The following is a 16,773-nucleotide window of genomic DNA, read 5'->3' as shown; positions in this document are numbered from 1 at the left end:
ATGGGGCGTCCTGAGGAGTTCGGCGATCTGTTCGATGCCGCTACGCGCAATACTCCGGTTCCGGCACCTGTGCCCGAAAGCCCGAAGCAAATAGTGTTAAAAGCCGCTTCACCGGTGCTACGGCCATTGCTCAATGATGACCTTCCCAGGCTGACGCAGCTGCTGGTCGAGTTCGAGCGGCACAGGCAATCGGCACGTCGGGTAGATGGCTCTATCATCGGAACCGGTGAAGCCGATTTCACCAAGGGCAATACGACGTACACCCTCAACTACAGGGATAAGACCTTTCTGCTTGTCGATGTTCCGGGGATCGAGGGTGATGAGGCGCGGTACGTTGACGAGGTTCGCAAGGCGATTGCCAGGGCGCATCTGGTTTTCTACGTCAACGGAACGCACAAAAAACCGGAAAGGGCCACGGCAGAAAAGATCCGCTCGTATCTACGTCGCGGTACGAAAGTCTGCCCCCTATTCAATGTGCGCGGCAGTGCCGATGCGTATGAATTCGAGGAGGATCGTCTTTCACTGGCGCAGCAGGGTGGAGCTGGCGCTGCGTTGGAGCAGACGGTTGAAGTACTAGAGTCGGTGTTAGGAACAGAGGTTCTGCTGTCGGGCCATTGCGTACAGGGTTTGCTGGCCTTCTCTTCGCTGGCCTACGACGCGAAGACGGCCAGCACAACCATTGATCCCGCCCGTAATCGTGACCTAGTCATTCAGCAGCGCAATTACCTGAAGTACTTCGGTTCGACGAGGCAAATGTATGAATTCAGCCAGATAAAGGCTGTCGCTCAAGTCCTGCATAGCAGAATCGATACGTTTAGAGACGACATTGTCGAAAGCAACAAAATCAAGGTGAGAGAGTTGCTTGCCGAGAACCTGACCGTTCTCCATGAATGCCTGAATGGGCATCGGGCCTTCATGCTCAGCATTGAGCCCGAGTTCGAAAAATGCCGCTCTGCCTTTGATGAATCGCTCAAGAGCTTTAAGCGACTGGTCTATGCCGGCCGAAAAACTATGTGGGTTGGGCTGTTTAACGATCTGATTGATAGGTCTGACGAAATTGTCGCCGAGCACTTCGGTGAGGGTGAGCGTATCCAGGATGAGATCGGTCGAGCCTACAGGAAACTCCAGAAGGATGCTGCCAAGGGGGTGGAAAAAAATCTGGTTGAAAATGTTGAGCAGTTGCAGCAACTGCTTCAGCAGGCAATGACACGTTTGATTGAGGATGTTCAACGTGTTGAGTTTCAACAACGTGTGGATCTTAAGGCGGGCCACAAGTGGGCACTAGAGAGCAAAGACGACTTGGGTTGGGGACTCGGGCTCCTTGATTTTGGCTCGATGGCCTTTCAGATCGGCAGCTATGCGATGGCCGGTTTCGGTATTGGTAGCGCTTTTCCGGGAGTAGGCAATGCAATCGGGGCGGCAGTAGGTGCGGCGATTGGACTGCTCATGAGTCTGGTGAGCTTGTTTGGCGGCAAGGACAAACGCATCAGAAAGGCCCAGTCGCAGGTGAGAGAAAAGATTGAGGAAGTTCAGGACGAAGTCTTGGAGGGGCTAGAAAAGGAGGTTGAAAGTCTCGTAGCCACAATCGAAGGCGCCTTCTACAAGGACATGCTTTCTCAGGTAGATGATCTGTATGACAGCTTGCGTCGGCCAGAGAAGATACTCGAAAAACAGATCGCGATGATGACAAAGTTAAAAGAAAACTTAGAGAAGATGCCATATGGAACAATTCAAGCAGTTCAATATTGAAAAGCAGGCTGCCATCGATACGCTCGAAAATCTCCGCGAAGTCGTGGTTGAGCTTGGCAAGGTTGGCATCGATGTAGGCGACGATCTTCAAAAGATTGCTTCGGCCCTGCAGTCTGTTCGGTCCGATGTGCTCCGAGTTGCATTGCTCGGGGCGTTTTCCGATGGGAAAACCAGCGTCATCGCCGCTTGGCTTGGGAAGGTGATGGATGACATGAAAATCGACATGGATGAGTCTTCCGACCGCCTGGCGATTTATAAGCCCGAGGGTTTGCCGGACAAGTGTGAGATCGTCGATACACCCGGTCTCTTTGGCGATAAGGAAAAGACTATTGATGGGGAGCAGGTGATGTATGAGGACGTCACCAAACGTTACATATCCGAGGCTCACCTTGTTCTGTACGTGGTGGATGCGACCAATCCTCTGAAGGACAGTCACACCGATATAGTCAGGTGGGTACTGCGCGACCTCAACAAGCTGACCTCGACCGTGTTCGTGATTAACAAGATGGACGAGGTTACGGATCTCACCGAGCAGGCTCTGTTCCAGGAACAGGCCGTCATAAAAAAAGACAACCTCAAGGCGAAGCTGCAGAGAGCTGCGAACCTCAGTCCTGACGAGATGGCTCGCCTAAACATCTGTTGCATTGCCTCCAACCCAAATGGCCGCGGCCTGAATTTCTGGTTCGGTAAGCCCGAGCAGTATGAAAGTCGTTCCCGAATAAACGATCTCAAGGCTGTGACCGGTCAGATTCTTAAAACGAACGTGCCCGAAGTGCTTATTGCTAAGACGGGACTGGACGTCGTCAGGGATCTGGTGGGCCAGAGAGTGGCCTATGCAGAAGGTCAGTTGATGGAATTGGAGGTTTTTGCTAAGCAGAATGAACAGGAGTCTGCTCGCATCAGGGACGATATCAGCCAAGGAAGACGCGAGGTAAAGCGTTTGGCCGGAGAAGCCTTCAACGAGCTTCGGGGGCTCGAAAGTCGTTTGCTAGGGCGGCTGCGACCGCTGGCGCTCGAGGATATTCGGGGCTTTCTCGACGACGAGATTGGTTATTCTGAACAAGGCGCAGGGTACATATTGCATGGTCAAATCAAGACCGTGATAGACAGGTTCTTCGACATGTCGTCTGCTGTGACCAGCCGCCTTTCGCGGGATATTGGAAGCCAGCTCAACTCAAGCGAGAGCTTTGTCAGCTCCATGGGGCAGGGCGCACTCAAATCATTGGGCGGAGCCGCAAAGAGCCTTGCAGGCGTAAGCCCTGAGGCTATCAAGGCCACCATATTTGTCGCACGCGACACACTCGGCAAGCTGACGGGTTACGTCTATAAATTCAAGCCGTGGGAAGCAACAAAGCTAGCGGGGAATATCTCCAAGTGGGCGGGGCCGGCGGGCGCGGCCTTTACGCTTGGGGCAGATCTTTACGGAGCCTATAAGGAGCGTGAACTAGAGCAAGAGCTTTTGCAGACAAAGGCTTCGATTGCCGAACTAATCAAGGATGCTTTCAAAGACATATATGATGTGCTTGGTAACGATGAGCGAGTGTTTGAATTCTTCGCTCCACAGATCAAACAGTTCGAGAAAATCGTCGCGGAAATAGACGGAAAGAGCGATGAAATACGGGCCAGCAGGGAGAGAGTCAGGCTTGTTCAGCAGAAACTCAAGGCCCTGGAGCTTCCGGGGACCGTCGCGAGACCTGCTCTAGCTTCCGTATAGTGTCGATGCCGATATGGCCCGTGGCTGGGTCGTATCGGTTATCCAGTCACGCTAGGCCGACCTATCTTCTGCATCGGCGGCCAGTATGCCTCGGTTTCGAAAATACGCATGGGTGCCGTCTGCACGCTTTATCACGCCCACGTAATGCGAACGCGCAAAAAAAAGATGCCGCGGTTAGCGTGAGCAACCGAGCGGCTGCTCACGCTAGTTCATCCAGAATTCCGAATCGCTGTTGGGCTGGCACACGACCGACCCAAGGTACTGCCGGAAGCGCCGTATTGGATTCGGTTGCTCTTATAGGCAGCCCTGTTCCGCAAGCGACACGCAGCCTTCCTGGCCGACGATGACGTGATCCAAAGTTCGTACCCCGACCAGACTCAGCGCTTCCTTTAGTTTGATGGTCAGCGCGCGATCCGCCTGGCTAGGTTCGGGATCGCCGGAAGGATGGTTGTGAACCAGGATCATGGCAGCAGCGTTGTGCTCCAGAGCAATCTTGACGACTTCCCTGGGGTAGACGCTTGCACCATCCAAGGTGCCCCTGAACAGCTCGTGGAAGGCAATGACCCGGTGCTTGCTGTCCAGCAGCAGCAGAGCGAAGACTTCGTATTCATAGGCCTCCAGCAAGGCCTGCAGGTGGCTGAATACATCCCGTGGCGCGGTCAGTTGTCGTCCCCGGCGCAGGCGTAAGCTGGCCAGCTGTTTGGCCATCAGCAGGATGTCGGCTTCGGTGACCGGCGATTCGATCAGGTAGGTGCCAGCGGTCTCGCCGGCCTTGATTTTGTGCAGTCTCATCATCAGCTCCTTTGGCAGGGTGGTCAGCTCAGGCATTCAGGGATTGGTGCTGGGCTTCTAGCTTTTCAGCCAGGCTGGGCTTGCCCGAGGGGTGAGTGGTGGATCTAGAGCGGTGCTCATCGCTGCTGCTTTGAGCGGGGAAGAACTCCTCGACGATGGCGCCGACGTCTTCCTCGCTGTCCTCGAAGGCGCCGTTGCCGAAACCGCGCTTTGCCGCTTCGTCTAGCGCGTTCTGATCGAAACCCGCCGCTTGCCGCTGTTCATCGAGCTCACCGGCCAAGCGCAGCGCCTCAGTCATGTCCATGCAGCTGCGTACTGTCAGGTCGGTGTAGAAGATCGGCGTGCCGTGGCTCTGGCGAGTGGACTTGCCGCGTAGTCGCAGCTCTAACGGCAGGCAAGCCAAGCGGTTGCCGGAGATGGCCTGGAAGTAGTGAAGGCGAGCGGCCAGGGTGCGGATACTGTTGAAGCCGGTGGTGCGGAACACAAAGCTGCCCAGCGGATCCTCGTCGCCAATGACCACGTTCAGCCGGCCATACGGCTTGCAGGCACCGCCTTTAGCCAGCGAGCAGGCATCCGGTGAAGGGCAGGGCAGTACCTGCATGCCGTCCTGGTTAACCCGCTTGCAGGTCTCGCCATTGCCTACGCAAACGGGGCGACCCGATTGCCGGTCAAAAAGTGTGTAATCCGCTCGGAAATTCAGCTCCGGTTCATTGAACAAAAGACGTACCGGAATGCTGCGCAGCTTGTCGTCTTTACCTTGGCGCAGCTCATCATTGAGCGGATGCACTAGCCAACCGTCGCGGCTCTGTACCTGGGAAGTGATGGTGAATTGATCGTCCTTTTCCGGCAGGCGCTTGCCGTTCTTTTCGATGACCTTGCCGATGGAAATCCGCCCGAGCACCGGCGGAGTAATAGCCAGACCTTTGAGCATTGTGGTTCTCCTGGAAATGAAAAAAGGCCAGCCACACAGCGCGAACTGCATGGGCTGGCCTAGGGGAGGGAGTGATGAAGAGGTTGAAATTAGCCGACCAAGAAACGCCGTGCGCCGGGTTTGATCAGCGAATATTTGGCTTTTAGGTGCGGTCTCTCCTTGAGTAGCCGGGCCACGTCGAAGCCGATGCTGTCTTTGGCTTTACGCCAACTGATGTATCCGCCGGTGAAATCAGCCCGACCCGCTTCGCCCATGGCCTGTTGCAGCATCTGCTTGAGCTGGGCTTCACGCTTTTCCTTATCGGCAATCGCTTGGCGCAGTGCTTTGAGCTCAATGTAAGCCGCTGACAATCCAGCATGACCGCTGAAATCAACGGTCTCGCCTGAATCCGTTGGAAACAGGCAGCGCAGAGCGGTCTCGGCCGAAGCTGAACCGTCAGCGGGTGGTGGGGTATCCGTTTCCACGTACTGCCAGAAACGGTGTTCGAGCTCGATCAGGCGAGCAATCATCTGCTCATCTCGCTCAATGCGATGAATCTCCAGGTGTTGCCCACCGAGCACAACCGCCACATCGGCAGCCTGCCTGCCTGTAACGGCGAGCTGGTGCATCACCTGCAACTGCACATATTCGGGCACGCCCTCTTTCCAGAGGCGTGCCCCGTTTATGCCGGCTGTCTTGCATTCGAGGATCTGCACGTCGTCGGCACCGATAACCTCTCGGTCTATATTGGCCAGCATCCAGGACAGCTCCGGATCAGGGTGCTGCAGTACGGCATTGACGCGGCGGACCTTGTTCTTGGTGCGCTTGCTGTAGTGCCACGCCACAATGGGTTCCAAGACGTTGCCCCAGTACATTGGGCTGTCCTCATCATCAGGATCGGTTTTTGGCAGTCCGGTATCGCGTCCGGTCTTTTCCAGCCACAGCTCCAGCTGCGACTTGTAGGGGTTGAGGCCGACGGCTGCAGCTGCATCGGAACTGCCGATGCCTTGCTTGCGGATCTGCAGCCAGTCTTCGCGAGGCAATTCCTTGGTGCTGATCAGGCGTAGAGCTGGTCGGGATTTGCTGGGGCTGCGGTTCAATGAAATGGCTGACATCATGCTTCTCCTGCAGACATAAAAACGCCCAGCCAGCGTGAAGCTGACCGGGCGATACGGTTGAGATGGGGCGGGTTAGGCAGCGAGTTGCAGGGCTGCATCCAGGGCGCGTTGCTTGATCTGTGCGCCTTGGCCAAACCAAGCAGAATCCAGCCGGTATTCGGTGCTGCGTGCACGCCGCTCGTGATCTACGTATTCGGTCACGGCATTGAGCAAACCCCATGCAGTGCCTTTGGCCGACTCCAGCTGACTGCCCCGGCCACGGCCTTCGAACAGCTCCTGAACCTTGCGCAGGGCGCGCTCGTTGGGCAGCTGTTCAGGAAGCTGGCTGGTCGGACTGACCTCGCACATGACGTTAATAAAGAAGCCCATTGCCTCATGCCACTGCACCTTGCGCTCAGCCAGATGGCGCATGCGGTACATGAAGTCGTCCCATTGCGAGACGGCTATACCGAGCTGCTTCTTTACCATATTCGGATCGAAGCGAGTGTTGTGCGGCACTTTGATCGCTCGGCTGGTGCTGTCCAGGGCGATGGTCAGTGTGTTGTTGCACACCACGCGAACAGTGGTCGGCGTTGCGGTGGTGGCCAAGGTACCATCGCACGACGTAGCCAAAAGCAGATAGCCGTTGACCTGGTCGTTACGCTTGATCGCCGTGCCTTGCCCAGTGCGTGCAAGCGCCCAGAACTTGCGCCCACCCTTGAGCACACCAGCGGTTTCCAGCTCGTAGCCGGAGACCTCGGTGAGATCCCGGTAGAACTCCAGTACCTCGCGTGGCTGCACTGTTTGATAACGATTGGAGACCACCGAAAGCGGAGCCTTAGTATCTGAACGGTAGAGCACCTTCTGTTCCGGAAAGGAATGGATCGTGCCCAAGTGACCGATGGCATCCGATTTGAAGTGCACAGGGCTTTCCAGGATTTGCCAGTCCATGCCGGCTTCACGTTGCCAGATTTCAATAGGTTGTTTCTGCGGCAGGTTGTTGCCTAGGCCGTGCCAAGGGGTGGCGCCAGCGTAGGCCATGGTTTCGACGAGATGAGCCATTGCAGTACTCCTTTATGGTTTATACGTCATAACGTTTCATTAATTGGTAAAGGGAGTCAGCGTTCACTTTGTGTAAAAGCAGTGCCGCAGTGGTGACACTCATAATTGTCGAGTACGTGAGAATCGATCTCCTCACCCATCTTGGCTCCGGCAAGGCCCCCGGCAGTTCCACCTGCCAGGCCACCTAGAATCGCGCCCGCTAGGCTTCCCAGCGTCATCCCTACTGGACCAGCGAAAGCCCCAATAAGAGCGCCGCTTTTTGCACCGGCCATAGCGCCGGCTGCTCCGCTCGCTGTACCGCCAACGGCACCGACAGCACCGCCGATCTTGCGACCATGATTGCGAGCCACGACTCGAAGAGAACCGCAGGAAGGACAGCAAATACTCATCATTCAGACTCCTGTTCAAAAGAAGATACCCAAAGGTAGAAACGAGCCTTTCGTGCCCGTCTTCCTATGGGTAATACATCTCTTAAATCTTTTTGAATCAGGTTTGGCCTACAAAACTAGGTAACTCACGGCTCTGAGGTTTGATAGCTATTCCAGCTATTAATAGCTGGAATGCTGTTTACCCTTTTCAAAATTCATAACGTTAGGCAACGTTAGCTCATTTTTCTTTGGATCTAGATTCATGGCTTATAGGATCTGCGCAACCAATCAGAAGGAGAACGCAATTATGTCCAGCAAAAGGTTAGAGCCATTGGTAATGCTTCGTCTTAGAGATGTTTTAAATCGAACAGGACTTTCAAGGTCAACTATTTACAACAAGCTAGATGCAAGTTCACCGCACTACGATGAGAAATTTCCAAGGCAGGTGCGTGTTGGGAGTGGGGCAGTACGATGGATAGAATCTGAAATAGATTTATGGATTGAGAAGTGCATAGTTTCATCAAGGGAAAACGGTGCGCAATAGATTGCTATTGGGGATGGGTAAGTAGGTCTAATGTCAACTGGAGAAAGGTATGAGCTATAGAGGTGAAAAGTGGAATAAAGAGTGTGATGTTGTGCTAGACGATGATCGAATTTCAATTAGTTCGCTGCCGTTGTTGAGCTCTGCAATAAATGAGGCGGAGCGCAATATACAAGCGCCGAGAGGGCTGCTTTTGAATGCTGCATTAACAGCAGCCTCCATAACTTTGCAGGGGCTCATAGACGTAAATAAGCCGAACAATCAGAAGGTTCCTGTTTCCTTGATGCTTTTAGCTATAGCGAATTCAGGAGAAAGAAAGTCTACGGCTGACAACGTTTTTTTAAGATCTATTAGGGAGTTTCAATCCAAACAGGCCGTGGCGTTCTCCGCAAAGCTGCAGGATTGGAGGGCGGCGCATGACGGTTGGTCCGTTAGGCGTAAAGCGGTTCTAAGGAACATTGAAAAACAAATGTCGAAAGGACTATCGACTAAGGAGGCTGAAGAGGCACTAGTGACGCTAGGTCGTGAGTTTCCAGTGAGGCCAAAAGAATTCAAAATACTTTATGAGGACTCAACATCTGAAGCTCTGTTTTATGGAATGTATAAAAACTTGCCTGCGGCGGGTTTGGTTTCTAGTGAGGGGGGAGGGGTTCTAGGTGGTCGAGCTTTTAACGATCTTTCAAAGCAAAATACAATTTGGAGTGGAGATAGTATTACGGTTGATCGTAAGGCATCAGAAAGCTTTCAGCTTATTGGAGGGCGGTTGACAGTTTCAATGATGGTGCAAGACAGTGCTTTTTCAGAGTACATGAAAAATAAGGGAGAGCAGTCAAGAGGCTCCGGACTGTTGGCAAGATTCTTATTATGCCGCCCTCAATCTAAGCAAGGCACCAGGTTTATTGACGGTGTAACAGCGACATGGTCGTGTGTGGATAAATTCAATGAGCGCATTGAACAACTTCTGGTAAGAAATTTGAAGAAATTTGAAGCTAAGGCTTTTGGAAGGGATCTAATACATTTTGATGATGATGCTTCTCGGTATTGGATAGGCATTGCAAATGAAATCGAATCAAAGATTTGCAAAAATGGATTGATGGATGGGTTGGGAGATCATGCTTCAAAACTTGCGGATGTAATTTGTCGACTGGCAGCGTTGTTCCACTATTTTGAAGGGTTTTCTGGAAATATCTCAATCAGTACACTGAAAGCAGCCGAGGGTGTCGCTAAGTGGTACTCAGATAATTTTATAAAATTATTTAGCTGTGCAGCCAGGGAGAATTTTGACGCGCGAGAGTTGGATGTTTGGCTAGATACGGTGCGAATGTCTGGTAGGCGGGTGATTAAAAAAAATTATATTAGGCAGTATGGACCGGTTAAGTTTAGAAAGAAAGATACTATTGATAGATTGCTTGGTTATCTCGCAAGTAATGGAGTTGTACAATATTGTTCATGGCCTGGTGATAAGACAATTTATGTGGATGTCAGCCCAAGGCAGGGCGTTATGCCGGCCATACCGATTTACGTGAATTCCACTAACTTCTCAACGATCTAAGTCTGATTGGACCTCTCTGCCTTCTAAGTTTTCTTGTGAATACTCTAAATTCAGGAGCATCTTGTTGGTATAAATTTTGGTTTACTATTTAATTTAATAGTTAATTAACTATAGCCATATGGTTATCTAGATCAATGATGCTTTACATTAATGCTTAATGCCATGGTGCCAACATCATGGCATTGTTAGAGGTAATGGTGATTCATGATGTATGAGGATAAAGACTGGATTGATTATGAAGGTGTAACAGGATTGATAGTAGAGGATCTTGGAGAGATTCCTCTACTAAGGCTAGAGGAAAGCTTGTTGCTTGATCTGCGTAGGATTGAAAAAATGATGAGGCGCTTGGAGATTTGTAAAGAGAGTAATCTTTTTACATGCTTCATTGAGAGAGGGGTTGTGAGGATAAAAGCTAAAAGGCTGGGGAATGATTTTGTGTTGAGTTTACTTCAAGGTGTATATAAGTTTGATTATCATTTTCCAGTTCATGAGGTCAATCCTTACATTGAGGTTTTTTATAAATGCATTAAGCGTCTCGATGAATCATTTATGTTTGATGGTTGGGAGAGGTTGATTGATAAGGATGCTGTGGTCTTTTCAGAAGCAATGAACCGTCTCGTTTGCTTTGCACGAAGTGAGATGTCCGGCAAGGCTTTCAAAAAATTGAAAGGCCGGTTTTATAAAGCATCAAAAAAAAGATCAGACAGCTTGGATAGTTACATAGATGCACTTTTCGATAAGCACTCTAGGTTGCTTGTGGTCAGAGTTGATCTTTCTTATCGCGCCGACTTCTTTAACAAAGACGATAGATTTGATGAAAAGCTAGCTCTTGTGAAAGCGCATTGGGCTGCGATGCAAAGGGATCTTTATAAGGGAAAGCCAGCTGATAGCCTTCTTGGATTCGCCTGCAAGCTTGAGTATGGGCAGTTGAAAGGGTTTCATCTCCATCTGTTATTGTTCTATAACGGTTCAGTTCGTCGTCAAGATGGTGTATTGGGCAAAATGGTGGGAGAGCATTGGAAATATTCTGTCACAGCTGGCGCAGGGACATATTTTAACTGTAACGCTGTGAAGACGAAATATCGGCACTTGGGAATAGGTATGATTAATTTTGATCAGACGGAGTGTAGAGATGCTTTAAAAAATCGTGTGGCATCTTATCTTACTAAAATTGATTACTGGGTTCGTTTGTCTCCATGTAAAGGGAGAGCTTTCTTTAGAGGTAATATGCCCAAGAAGAATACAGTGAAGAGAGGGCGCCCTAGAAAGCTCTATAGATTGGTTGCTTCTGAACCTTAAAGGGTGTTATTTGTTTGTCTTTTTTACTTTTAAGCTGATGATGGTGGTGGCTGCGGTAGCCATAATTTTTGTGAATCCGTGTGTATTGATGAGTTCGCTTTCTATTGTTTGTGCTTTGTCCCTCCTTCCGCCTTTCTTCAAGAAATTATCTTCGACAGCTTTTGCAGTTTCGTTGATTATGGTTAGTGCGCTTGATCGATGATTACCAGTTACTTTGTTGCTTGTTTTTTTTGGGGCTGATCGATAAAGCTCATCTGGGATTACAGATAAGGCTGCTTGCTCAATAAGGCGAGCTTTAGGGGTGTTCCATTTTTCGCTTAGCCAGTCTTCAATATTTTTGAGGATTTCATCTCGATTGTTATGGTTTATTCTTGAAAAGAATAAATCAGACGCTCTGTTGAGAACTAAGAGCTTTTCGGACATCCAGTAGTCTTTGATAGTTGAGTTTGCCTCGCTATTTGTGTCGCCAGTTAGTTTGGCCTTTAGTGAGCTATATGCGTCAGGCGTTATATAAATGTCGTTTTCGGTTAAAGGGAAATCTATTAATGATGGCTCTCCTGCTCGTGATGACAGAAATACTCCTGAGTCAATAAATATTGGCGTAAGTGGCGAGTGAGCGGTTCTAAATAACTGTTGTGCTGATTTTTTTGTAAGTGTTCCTTCAGTTGTCTGAAGGTAAATTGATTGGAATTTATTTACTAACGTCTTGCCGAAACTTATCGTATCAAGCCAATCTGTGAGAGAGATAGTTAAAAAGAGCACATTTTCGCTTAGCTTGTTGCATGAGTCATGCTCATCGCTAAATGGTGTCCCTTTTCGCTTCTTGTAATGGTCTTTTATGGTTTTTGGTTCATTTGAATTTAGAATGATTGCTGAGCCAGATGTGTAAATATCACAATTTCCAGGGCGACGAACTAAAAGGTCTATTTTTAATTGAATAAGATTTTCTTTGAGCTCTGACTCTGAGAGTTTATATTCTTTCCGAATTTCTGTGATAGGTATTATTTGGCTATTGCTGTTTTCCATTCTTTAGTCCAGATTCTGAGCTAGCCATTAAAATGTGAGTCATCTTTTTGAAGGAGATTTGATAAGTGGTCGCCAAGGATGTTCCAAGCATTAGCCATTTCTTTTGTATAGCTGTGACGTTGGTATGTTCGTTTCACCTTATTTTCTTCGGTATGATTTAGGCATCGCTCTGCTACCTCAGGAATAACACCCAGCGCAGTCATCAAAGTTGCACCTGTCCGCCTTAGATCGTGTGGAGTCCATTTTCCTCCTTTTAGAATTAAAGCTTGAGCGTTGGCGCTGCGGTTGCTCATTACTTTTTGGTTTGTTTGGCGCTGCCTGTCCCCCAATTGTTTGGTCACGGTCTTCGAACAGACAGGGCCGGTATTTTTTGTATTGGGGTAACACCATTGACTTTTGTTAGATAAAATTTTGATTTTTTCGAATTGTTGAATCGCAAATTTGGAGAGGCTGATACTGTGAGCCTTTCCATTTTTGCTGTCTTCTGGGGGGATAAGCCAAATACCAGTATCCAGATCGACATTATCCCAACGAGCATTTATTAGTTCGCCAATACGGCAGCAGGTAGAGAGCGCAATCCAGATTGCCGCCTCTGTCGAGGGGAGCAAACCGGCTGCTGGTGCTTGCCTCGCTAAAGCACGAAGTTCTTCGTCGTTCAGCACCCTGTCTCGTTCAACGTCCTTGCCACCAATCTTCGCTTTGCGGATGCTAGCGGTAGGGTCGTGATCGATTAAGTCCCTATCAACGGCGAATCGGAACATTTGCCGCATAAGGCTGAAGATCATCTTGGCCATCCGATTTACGCCACGGGCAAGCAAAGCGTCCGTCACTTCGGTGATATGGCCTTTCTTTACCTCATCGATAGGTATGCTGCCTAGGAGTGGCAAGACGTCCTTATTGAACATGCGGCGTACTTCATCTCCGCCGTCTTTACGGTTGATCAAATCAACCTTGGCCCAGTGATCAAATAGGTCTTGGACGGTCTTTCTGGCGGCTTGTCGAGCCCGTGCTTCTTCTGCAGCGGCTTTCTCGGCTGCAACTCGGGCTTGCTCTGCTTCACGAGCCGCTTTTCGATCATCTTCTTCGGCCTGAATGTACTCCCGCAGATCGCGAATTCCACCCTGATAGAGACGCGAAAGCTCGCCTGCCTTCGTCCGGGCTTCCTTTAGGGTTAATCCATCGACCCCGGCTGGGTCATACACCCCAAGCGGAAGGAAAATGCGCTCACTGCTTGAGCTCGTGTAGCGAAAATAAAAATGGCGTTCCCCATTCGGTCGTAGCCTTGCCATGAAGCGACCGCAACCACGCGGCGCATCTTCGATTAGCCAAGTCGGCTTATCTGGCTTTGCATTCATTTGTTTGTCGGTAATCGTAGCCATCGCATCCTCGCCAATCACGGTCACCGTTTGGTCACCGTTTCTCGTAGGCTTGCTTGGTATCCTATTGCATGCGATTGGACAGAGAAATCCCTGGATGGCCTGTTTTTACTGGGTTACATCTCTTGCTTTGGATTTCTTTGTAAGGTAATGGATCATGAATTACCTTTATGGGGTGCAAGGGGTCGAGTGTTCGAATCACTCCGTCCCGACCAAATATCTAAAAACGGGTCAACAATCTATGATTGTCGACCCGTTTTGCTTTTGAGCGTCATGAAGACGCTGCATGGACTTGCCCCTACCAAATCAGACACCAACTCCCCGTTAAACTGATGCTGCTGCCAAACGCCTGAATTCTCTCGGTGACCGATGTTTCAAAGCGCTGTGCGGATGCTGCTCGTTGTAGTGCTCGAAGGCAATCGTCAGATTGCGCAGCGCCGTTTCTCGGTCAGGTTTGGGCATGTGCGCCACGTAATCACGCTTGATCGTCTTCACGAAGCTCTCCGCCATGCCATTGCTCTGCGGGCTGCGCACCGGCGTGCTCACCGGCTGCAAGCCGATCTGGCGGGCAAACTGCCGTGTCTGCTCGGCGATATAGGCCGAGCCGTTATCGCTCAACCATTGCACCGGCGTGCTTGGTAGTTGATCGCCAAATCGCTTCTTCACGCTTTCTAGCATCAAGTCTCGGATGTCATCGCCGCTGTAGCCTGTCGGGCTGGCGACCCAACCAATGGCTTCGCGATCACAGCGGTCCGGGGCAAAGGTCACGCTCAACTTTGCACCATCGTTGCAGCGGAACTCGAAGCCGTCCGAACACCACCGTGTATCGCTGGTAGCGACGGCAATGCGGCCTTTATGCCGGCGCAGTACGCCCTGTTGTTTGATTCGTCTCCCCAACAGCAGGTTGTGGTCGCGCATCACTCGATAAACCCGCTTCACATTGATCGGGGCTAGCGAGCGAGTTTCACGCTCGCGGCGCAACAAACCCCAGACGCGACGGTAGCCATAGCTGGGCAGCTCGCTAACTTGCCGCTTAATCTCAGCGACCAGTTCCTTGTCATTCACGAGCCGGCGTCGCCGCACTTTGGGCGATATTGATTGCTTGATGCGAACCGTTAATTGCGAGCGCGACACACCGAGACATTCGCTTACCAGTTTCACTGGTCGTCTCCCGGCAACAAGGGTGAGTGCGCAATCCATTTTCGCGACCGAGCGATCTCCACGACCTCTTTGAGAACTTTGGCTTCCATCGTCTTCTTGCCCAGCATTCGCTGCAATTCGCAGATTTGCTTGAGCGCATCACTCAGCTCGGATGCCGGTACCACAGCTTCGCCGGCACTGACTGCCGACAGGCTTCTGTCCTGGTACAGCTTGCGCCACAGGAACAGCTGGTTGGCATTGATGCCGTTGCGCCGGGTAACCACGGAAACACTTTGTCCGGGCTCAAGGCTCTCGCGAACAATGGCCAGCTTCTGGTCGGTGCTCCAGCGGCGACGGCGTTCCTGGCCGAGCAGCTCACCACTCTTACGCGCTTGTAATATGTCGCCAGCAGTGTTGCCTTTACCAATGAAAACCAAGCATTTCCTTTCAATGCCATTTCATTAGTAGCCTGCTGCGTCTCTTGGGTTTGTCTGAAAACTCGCGTTTGTTAGCCTAATGCCGTTGTGGCAAGCGGAGGCAGACATGACAGGTCGCTACGAGCTTTCGAGTCAGCGCTGGGCATTGATTGAAGACATCGTTTCTCCTCCCCAGACCATGGGCCGTCCTCGCCGGGATGATCGACAGAGGCTCAATGGTATCTTCTGGATCCTTTGCTCCGGCGCCAAATGGCGTGATCTACCCGAACGCTACGGCCCTTGGAAAACGGTCTATCAGCGTTTTCGCCAATGGCGGGACGACGGAACGTTTGAGCGCGTATTGACTCGTCTGCATCTGCGGCTTCGCCAGGATGGCTTTATCGATCTGGATACCTGGATGGTGGACTCTACGACCATTCGAGCTACCCGTGCCGCGGCAGGAGGCGGAAAAAAAGGGGCCCGGACGAACCTGTAGATCATTGCCTGGGACGCAGCTGGGGTGGGTTAGGTACCAAGATTCACCTGCTTTGCGATGCCAATGGTTATCCGCTGAGCTTTACCCTCTCGCCTGGTCAGCAGGCCGATTCGCGCAACTTTATTCCGTTACTGGATCAGGTGCGTCTTCCTGGCTCTCAGGGCAGACCACGCAAGCGTTGCCGGACAGTGATCGCGGACAAGGGCTACGATAGTGAAGGGGTGCGCCGCTATTGCGACCGCTTCGGTATGCAGCCGGTGATTGCCCAGCGCACGACGCACCGCAAACCTCGGCCAGGTCTGCCTCGCCTGTTTGATAGACCCAAGTATCAACAGCGTAACGTGATCGAACGGCTATTCGGTTGGTTAAAGGAGAGGCGTCGGCTCTGTACTCGCTTTGATAAGCTGGCTAACAGCTTCAAGGCCATGGTAACGCTGGCCTGTATCGAACGATGCATGCGTGCCGACTTTTCAGACAAACCCTAATATCCTTAAAGGCTTTCTTCCGGAGTCTCTCGTCAGTTGCCATCCGGTGATCTTTTCCCCTTGCATCTAAATAAATGCTCCGCCGGATCGATAGACGGTTACTAGCTCAGCCAATTGTGACGTCATCTCAAGGCGGTCCTAGCAAGATCACTGGTTTTATTGGTTTTGCTTTGTCTATCCTGATTCGGCAGTACTCCATAAGCTTGACAGTGTTTCAATGCTCCTTATCACCATGACGCCTAGGTTCGCTCCTAAGGGCATGCTTTGGCAGTCTGTGACTCTTAGTCGGTCCGGTGTGAGCCGATGTCGGGGTGACGGTAACGGATGCATTAATGTTGTTTAAAAGTAAATGAGCTGTTATTGGGTTGGTTCCTTTGGCTTGAGAGCTATTAGGTTGATGTTTTTGAGGCTATATCAATGTCTGGTATTCATTCAAAGAGCTGCTGATACTAGTAGCTTAGTAATTTCTATATAAGGTCTTGCTTTGGCGAGTACCTATGGGTCGCCTATGCTGCAGGCGTGTAATACAAATGCGCTGTTCCAATTTAGTAAAATGCATAGATGTAGTGCCTTTAATGATGCGCTTTAGGGGGGCTTTCTGCGCTAGGCCTCAAAGAATGCTGATAAATAGATAGCTGATCCGGGGTTCGTTCTCAAATAAAGCTTGACCTGTGAGCGGAGGGGCCTATAATGCGCCCCACTTCCGTTGCAACGGAACGGCAAAAAGCCTTGTATATCAATGGCTTAGCT

General features: G+C 50.9%; 14 protein-coding genes. 6 read left to right on the top strand and 8 right to left on the bottom strand.

Annotated elements, in window-relative coordinates; translation table 11 throughout:
* Positions 1-1,749 (top strand): P-loop NTPase family protein, encoded by a 1,749-nt coding sequence (locus tag HMPREF1487_RS00075; protein WP_010794546.1) that lies wholly within the window; start codon positions 1-3, stop codon positions 1,747-1,749.
* Complete coding sequence (locus HMPREF1487_RS00070) at positions 1,721-3,463, top strand: LeoA/HP0731 family dynamin-like GTPase (RefSeq protein WP_010794545.1); 1,743 nt, start codon at positions 1,721-1,723, stop codon at positions 3,461-3,463. Before HMPREF1487_RS00075 ends, HMPREF1487_RS00070 begins: the two co-directional genes overlap by 29 nt.
* 294 nt (positions 3,464-3,757) lie before the next feature.
* On the opposite strand, the gene radC is transcribed toward HMPREF1487_RS00070, so the two are convergent.
* From radC to HMPREF1487_RS27180, 5 genes are all read right to left on the bottom strand, one after another.
* Positions 3,758-4,255 (bottom strand): RadC family protein, encoded by a 498-nt coding sequence (gene radC / locus HMPREF1487_RS00065; protein ID WP_003298466.1) that lies wholly within the window; start codon positions 4,253-4,255, stop codon positions 3,758-3,760.
* A gap of 28 nt (positions 4,256-4,283) precedes the next feature.
* Positions 4,284-5,186 carry a recombination directionality factor gene (locus HMPREF1487_RS00060; RefSeq protein ID WP_003298465.1) on the bottom strand — a complete coding sequence of 301 codons (903 nt, stop codon included), beginning with the start codon at positions 5,184-5,186 and terminating at the stop codon, positions 4,284-4,286.
* A gap of 89 nt (positions 5,187-5,275) precedes the next feature.
* Entirely contained in the window at positions 5,276-6,280 is a 1,005-nt protein-coding gene (locus HMPREF1487_RS00055) for a YqaJ viral recombinase family nuclease (RefSeq protein ID WP_003298464.1), read from the bottom strand.
* A 75-nt stretch (positions 6,281-6,355) separates the two neighbouring features.
* On the bottom strand, positions 6,356-7,324 hold the full coding sequence (locus HMPREF1487_RS00050) for a DUF932 domain-containing protein (RefSeq protein ID WP_003298463.1): 969 nt from the start codon (positions 7,322-7,324) through the stop codon (positions 6,356-6,358).
* Positions 7,325-7,380: 56 nt separating this feature from the next.
* Positions 7,381-7,713, bottom strand: a complete 333-nt coding sequence (locus HMPREF1487_RS27180; protein ID WP_010794544.1) for a hypothetical protein — start codon at positions 7,711-7,713, stop codon at positions 7,381-7,383.
* Between the two features lie 241 nt (positions 7,714-7,954).
* Between HMPREF1487_RS27180 and HMPREF1487_RS26600 the strand changes: the two genes are divergently transcribed.
* The 3 genes from HMPREF1487_RS26600 to HMPREF1487_RS26190 all read left to right on the top strand — a co-directional run bounded on the left by HMPREF1487_RS26600 (position 7,955) and on the right by HMPREF1487_RS26190 (position 11,084).
* Positions 7,955-8,236 carry a helix-turn-helix transcriptional regulator gene (locus tag HMPREF1487_RS26600; RefSeq protein WP_308410953.1) on the top strand — a complete coding sequence of 94 codons (282 nt, stop codon included), beginning with the start codon at positions 7,955-7,957 and terminating at the stop codon, positions 8,234-8,236.
* 49 nt (positions 8,237-8,285) lie between these two features.
* Positions 8,286-9,785 carry a YfjI family protein gene (locus HMPREF1487_RS00040; RefSeq protein ID WP_003298460.1) on the top strand — a complete coding sequence of 500 codons (1,500 nt, stop codon included), beginning with the start codon at positions 8,286-8,288 and terminating at the stop codon, positions 9,783-9,785.
* Between the two features lie 204 nt (positions 9,786-9,989).
* The gene (locus HMPREF1487_RS26190) at positions 9,990-11,084 is read left to right on the top strand and encodes a YagK/YfjJ domain-containing protein (protein WP_010794543.1); all 1,095 of its coding nucleotides are present in this window, start codon (positions 9,990-9,992) and stop codon (positions 11,082-11,084) included.
* 6 nt (positions 11,085-11,090) lie between these two features.
* Here the strand turns inward: HMPREF1487_RS26190 and HMPREF1487_RS00030 are convergent, their stop codons facing one another.
* The 3 genes from HMPREF1487_RS00030 to HMPREF1487_RS26595 all read right to left on the bottom strand — a co-directional run bounded on the left by HMPREF1487_RS00030 (position 11,091) and on the right by HMPREF1487_RS26595 (position 15,027).
* A complete protein-coding gene (locus tag HMPREF1487_RS00030) occupies positions 11,091-12,110 on the bottom strand; it encodes a hypothetical protein (RefSeq protein WP_010794542.1) in 1,020 nt (339 codons plus the stop codon).
* Positions 12,111-12,130: 20 nt separating this feature from the next.
* Positions 12,131-13,489: a tyrosine-type recombinase/integrase gene (locus HMPREF1487_RS00025; RefSeq protein ID WP_010794541.1), complete on the bottom strand. Its 1,359-nt coding sequence runs from the start codon at positions 13,487-13,489 to the stop codon at positions 12,131-12,133.
* Between the two features lie 321 nt (positions 13,490-13,810).
* A protein-coding gene (locus HMPREF1487_RS26595; protein ID WP_244294402.1) for an IS3 family transposase occupies positions 13,811-15,027 on the bottom strand; the annotation gives its coding sequence in 2 pieces (ribosomal slippage) (positions 13,811-14,691 and positions 14,691-15,027; 1,218 coding nt in all).
* A gap of 142 nt (positions 15,028-15,169) precedes the next feature.
* Here HMPREF1487_RS26595 and HMPREF1487_RS26590 point away from each other — a divergent pair.
* Positions 15,170-16,023, top strand: a protein-coding gene (locus HMPREF1487_RS26590; RefSeq protein ID WP_154982398.1) for an IS5 family transposase whose coding sequence is annotated in 2 segments (ribosomal slippage) — positions 15,170-15,518 and positions 15,518-16,023 — 855 coding nt in all. Because the reading frame shifts where the segments join, the coding sequence is not laid out codon by codon here.
* Positions 16,024-16,773: the final 750 nt, after the last annotated feature.

The sequence above is a fragment of the Pseudomonas sp. HPB0071 genome, assembly GCF_000478505.2.
Taxonomy (GTDB): domain Bacteria; phylum Pseudomonadota; class Gammaproteobacteria; order Pseudomonadales; family Pseudomonadaceae; genus Chryseomonas; species Chryseomonas luteola.
This window is presented reverse-complemented; position numbering and strand designations above follow the sequence as displayed.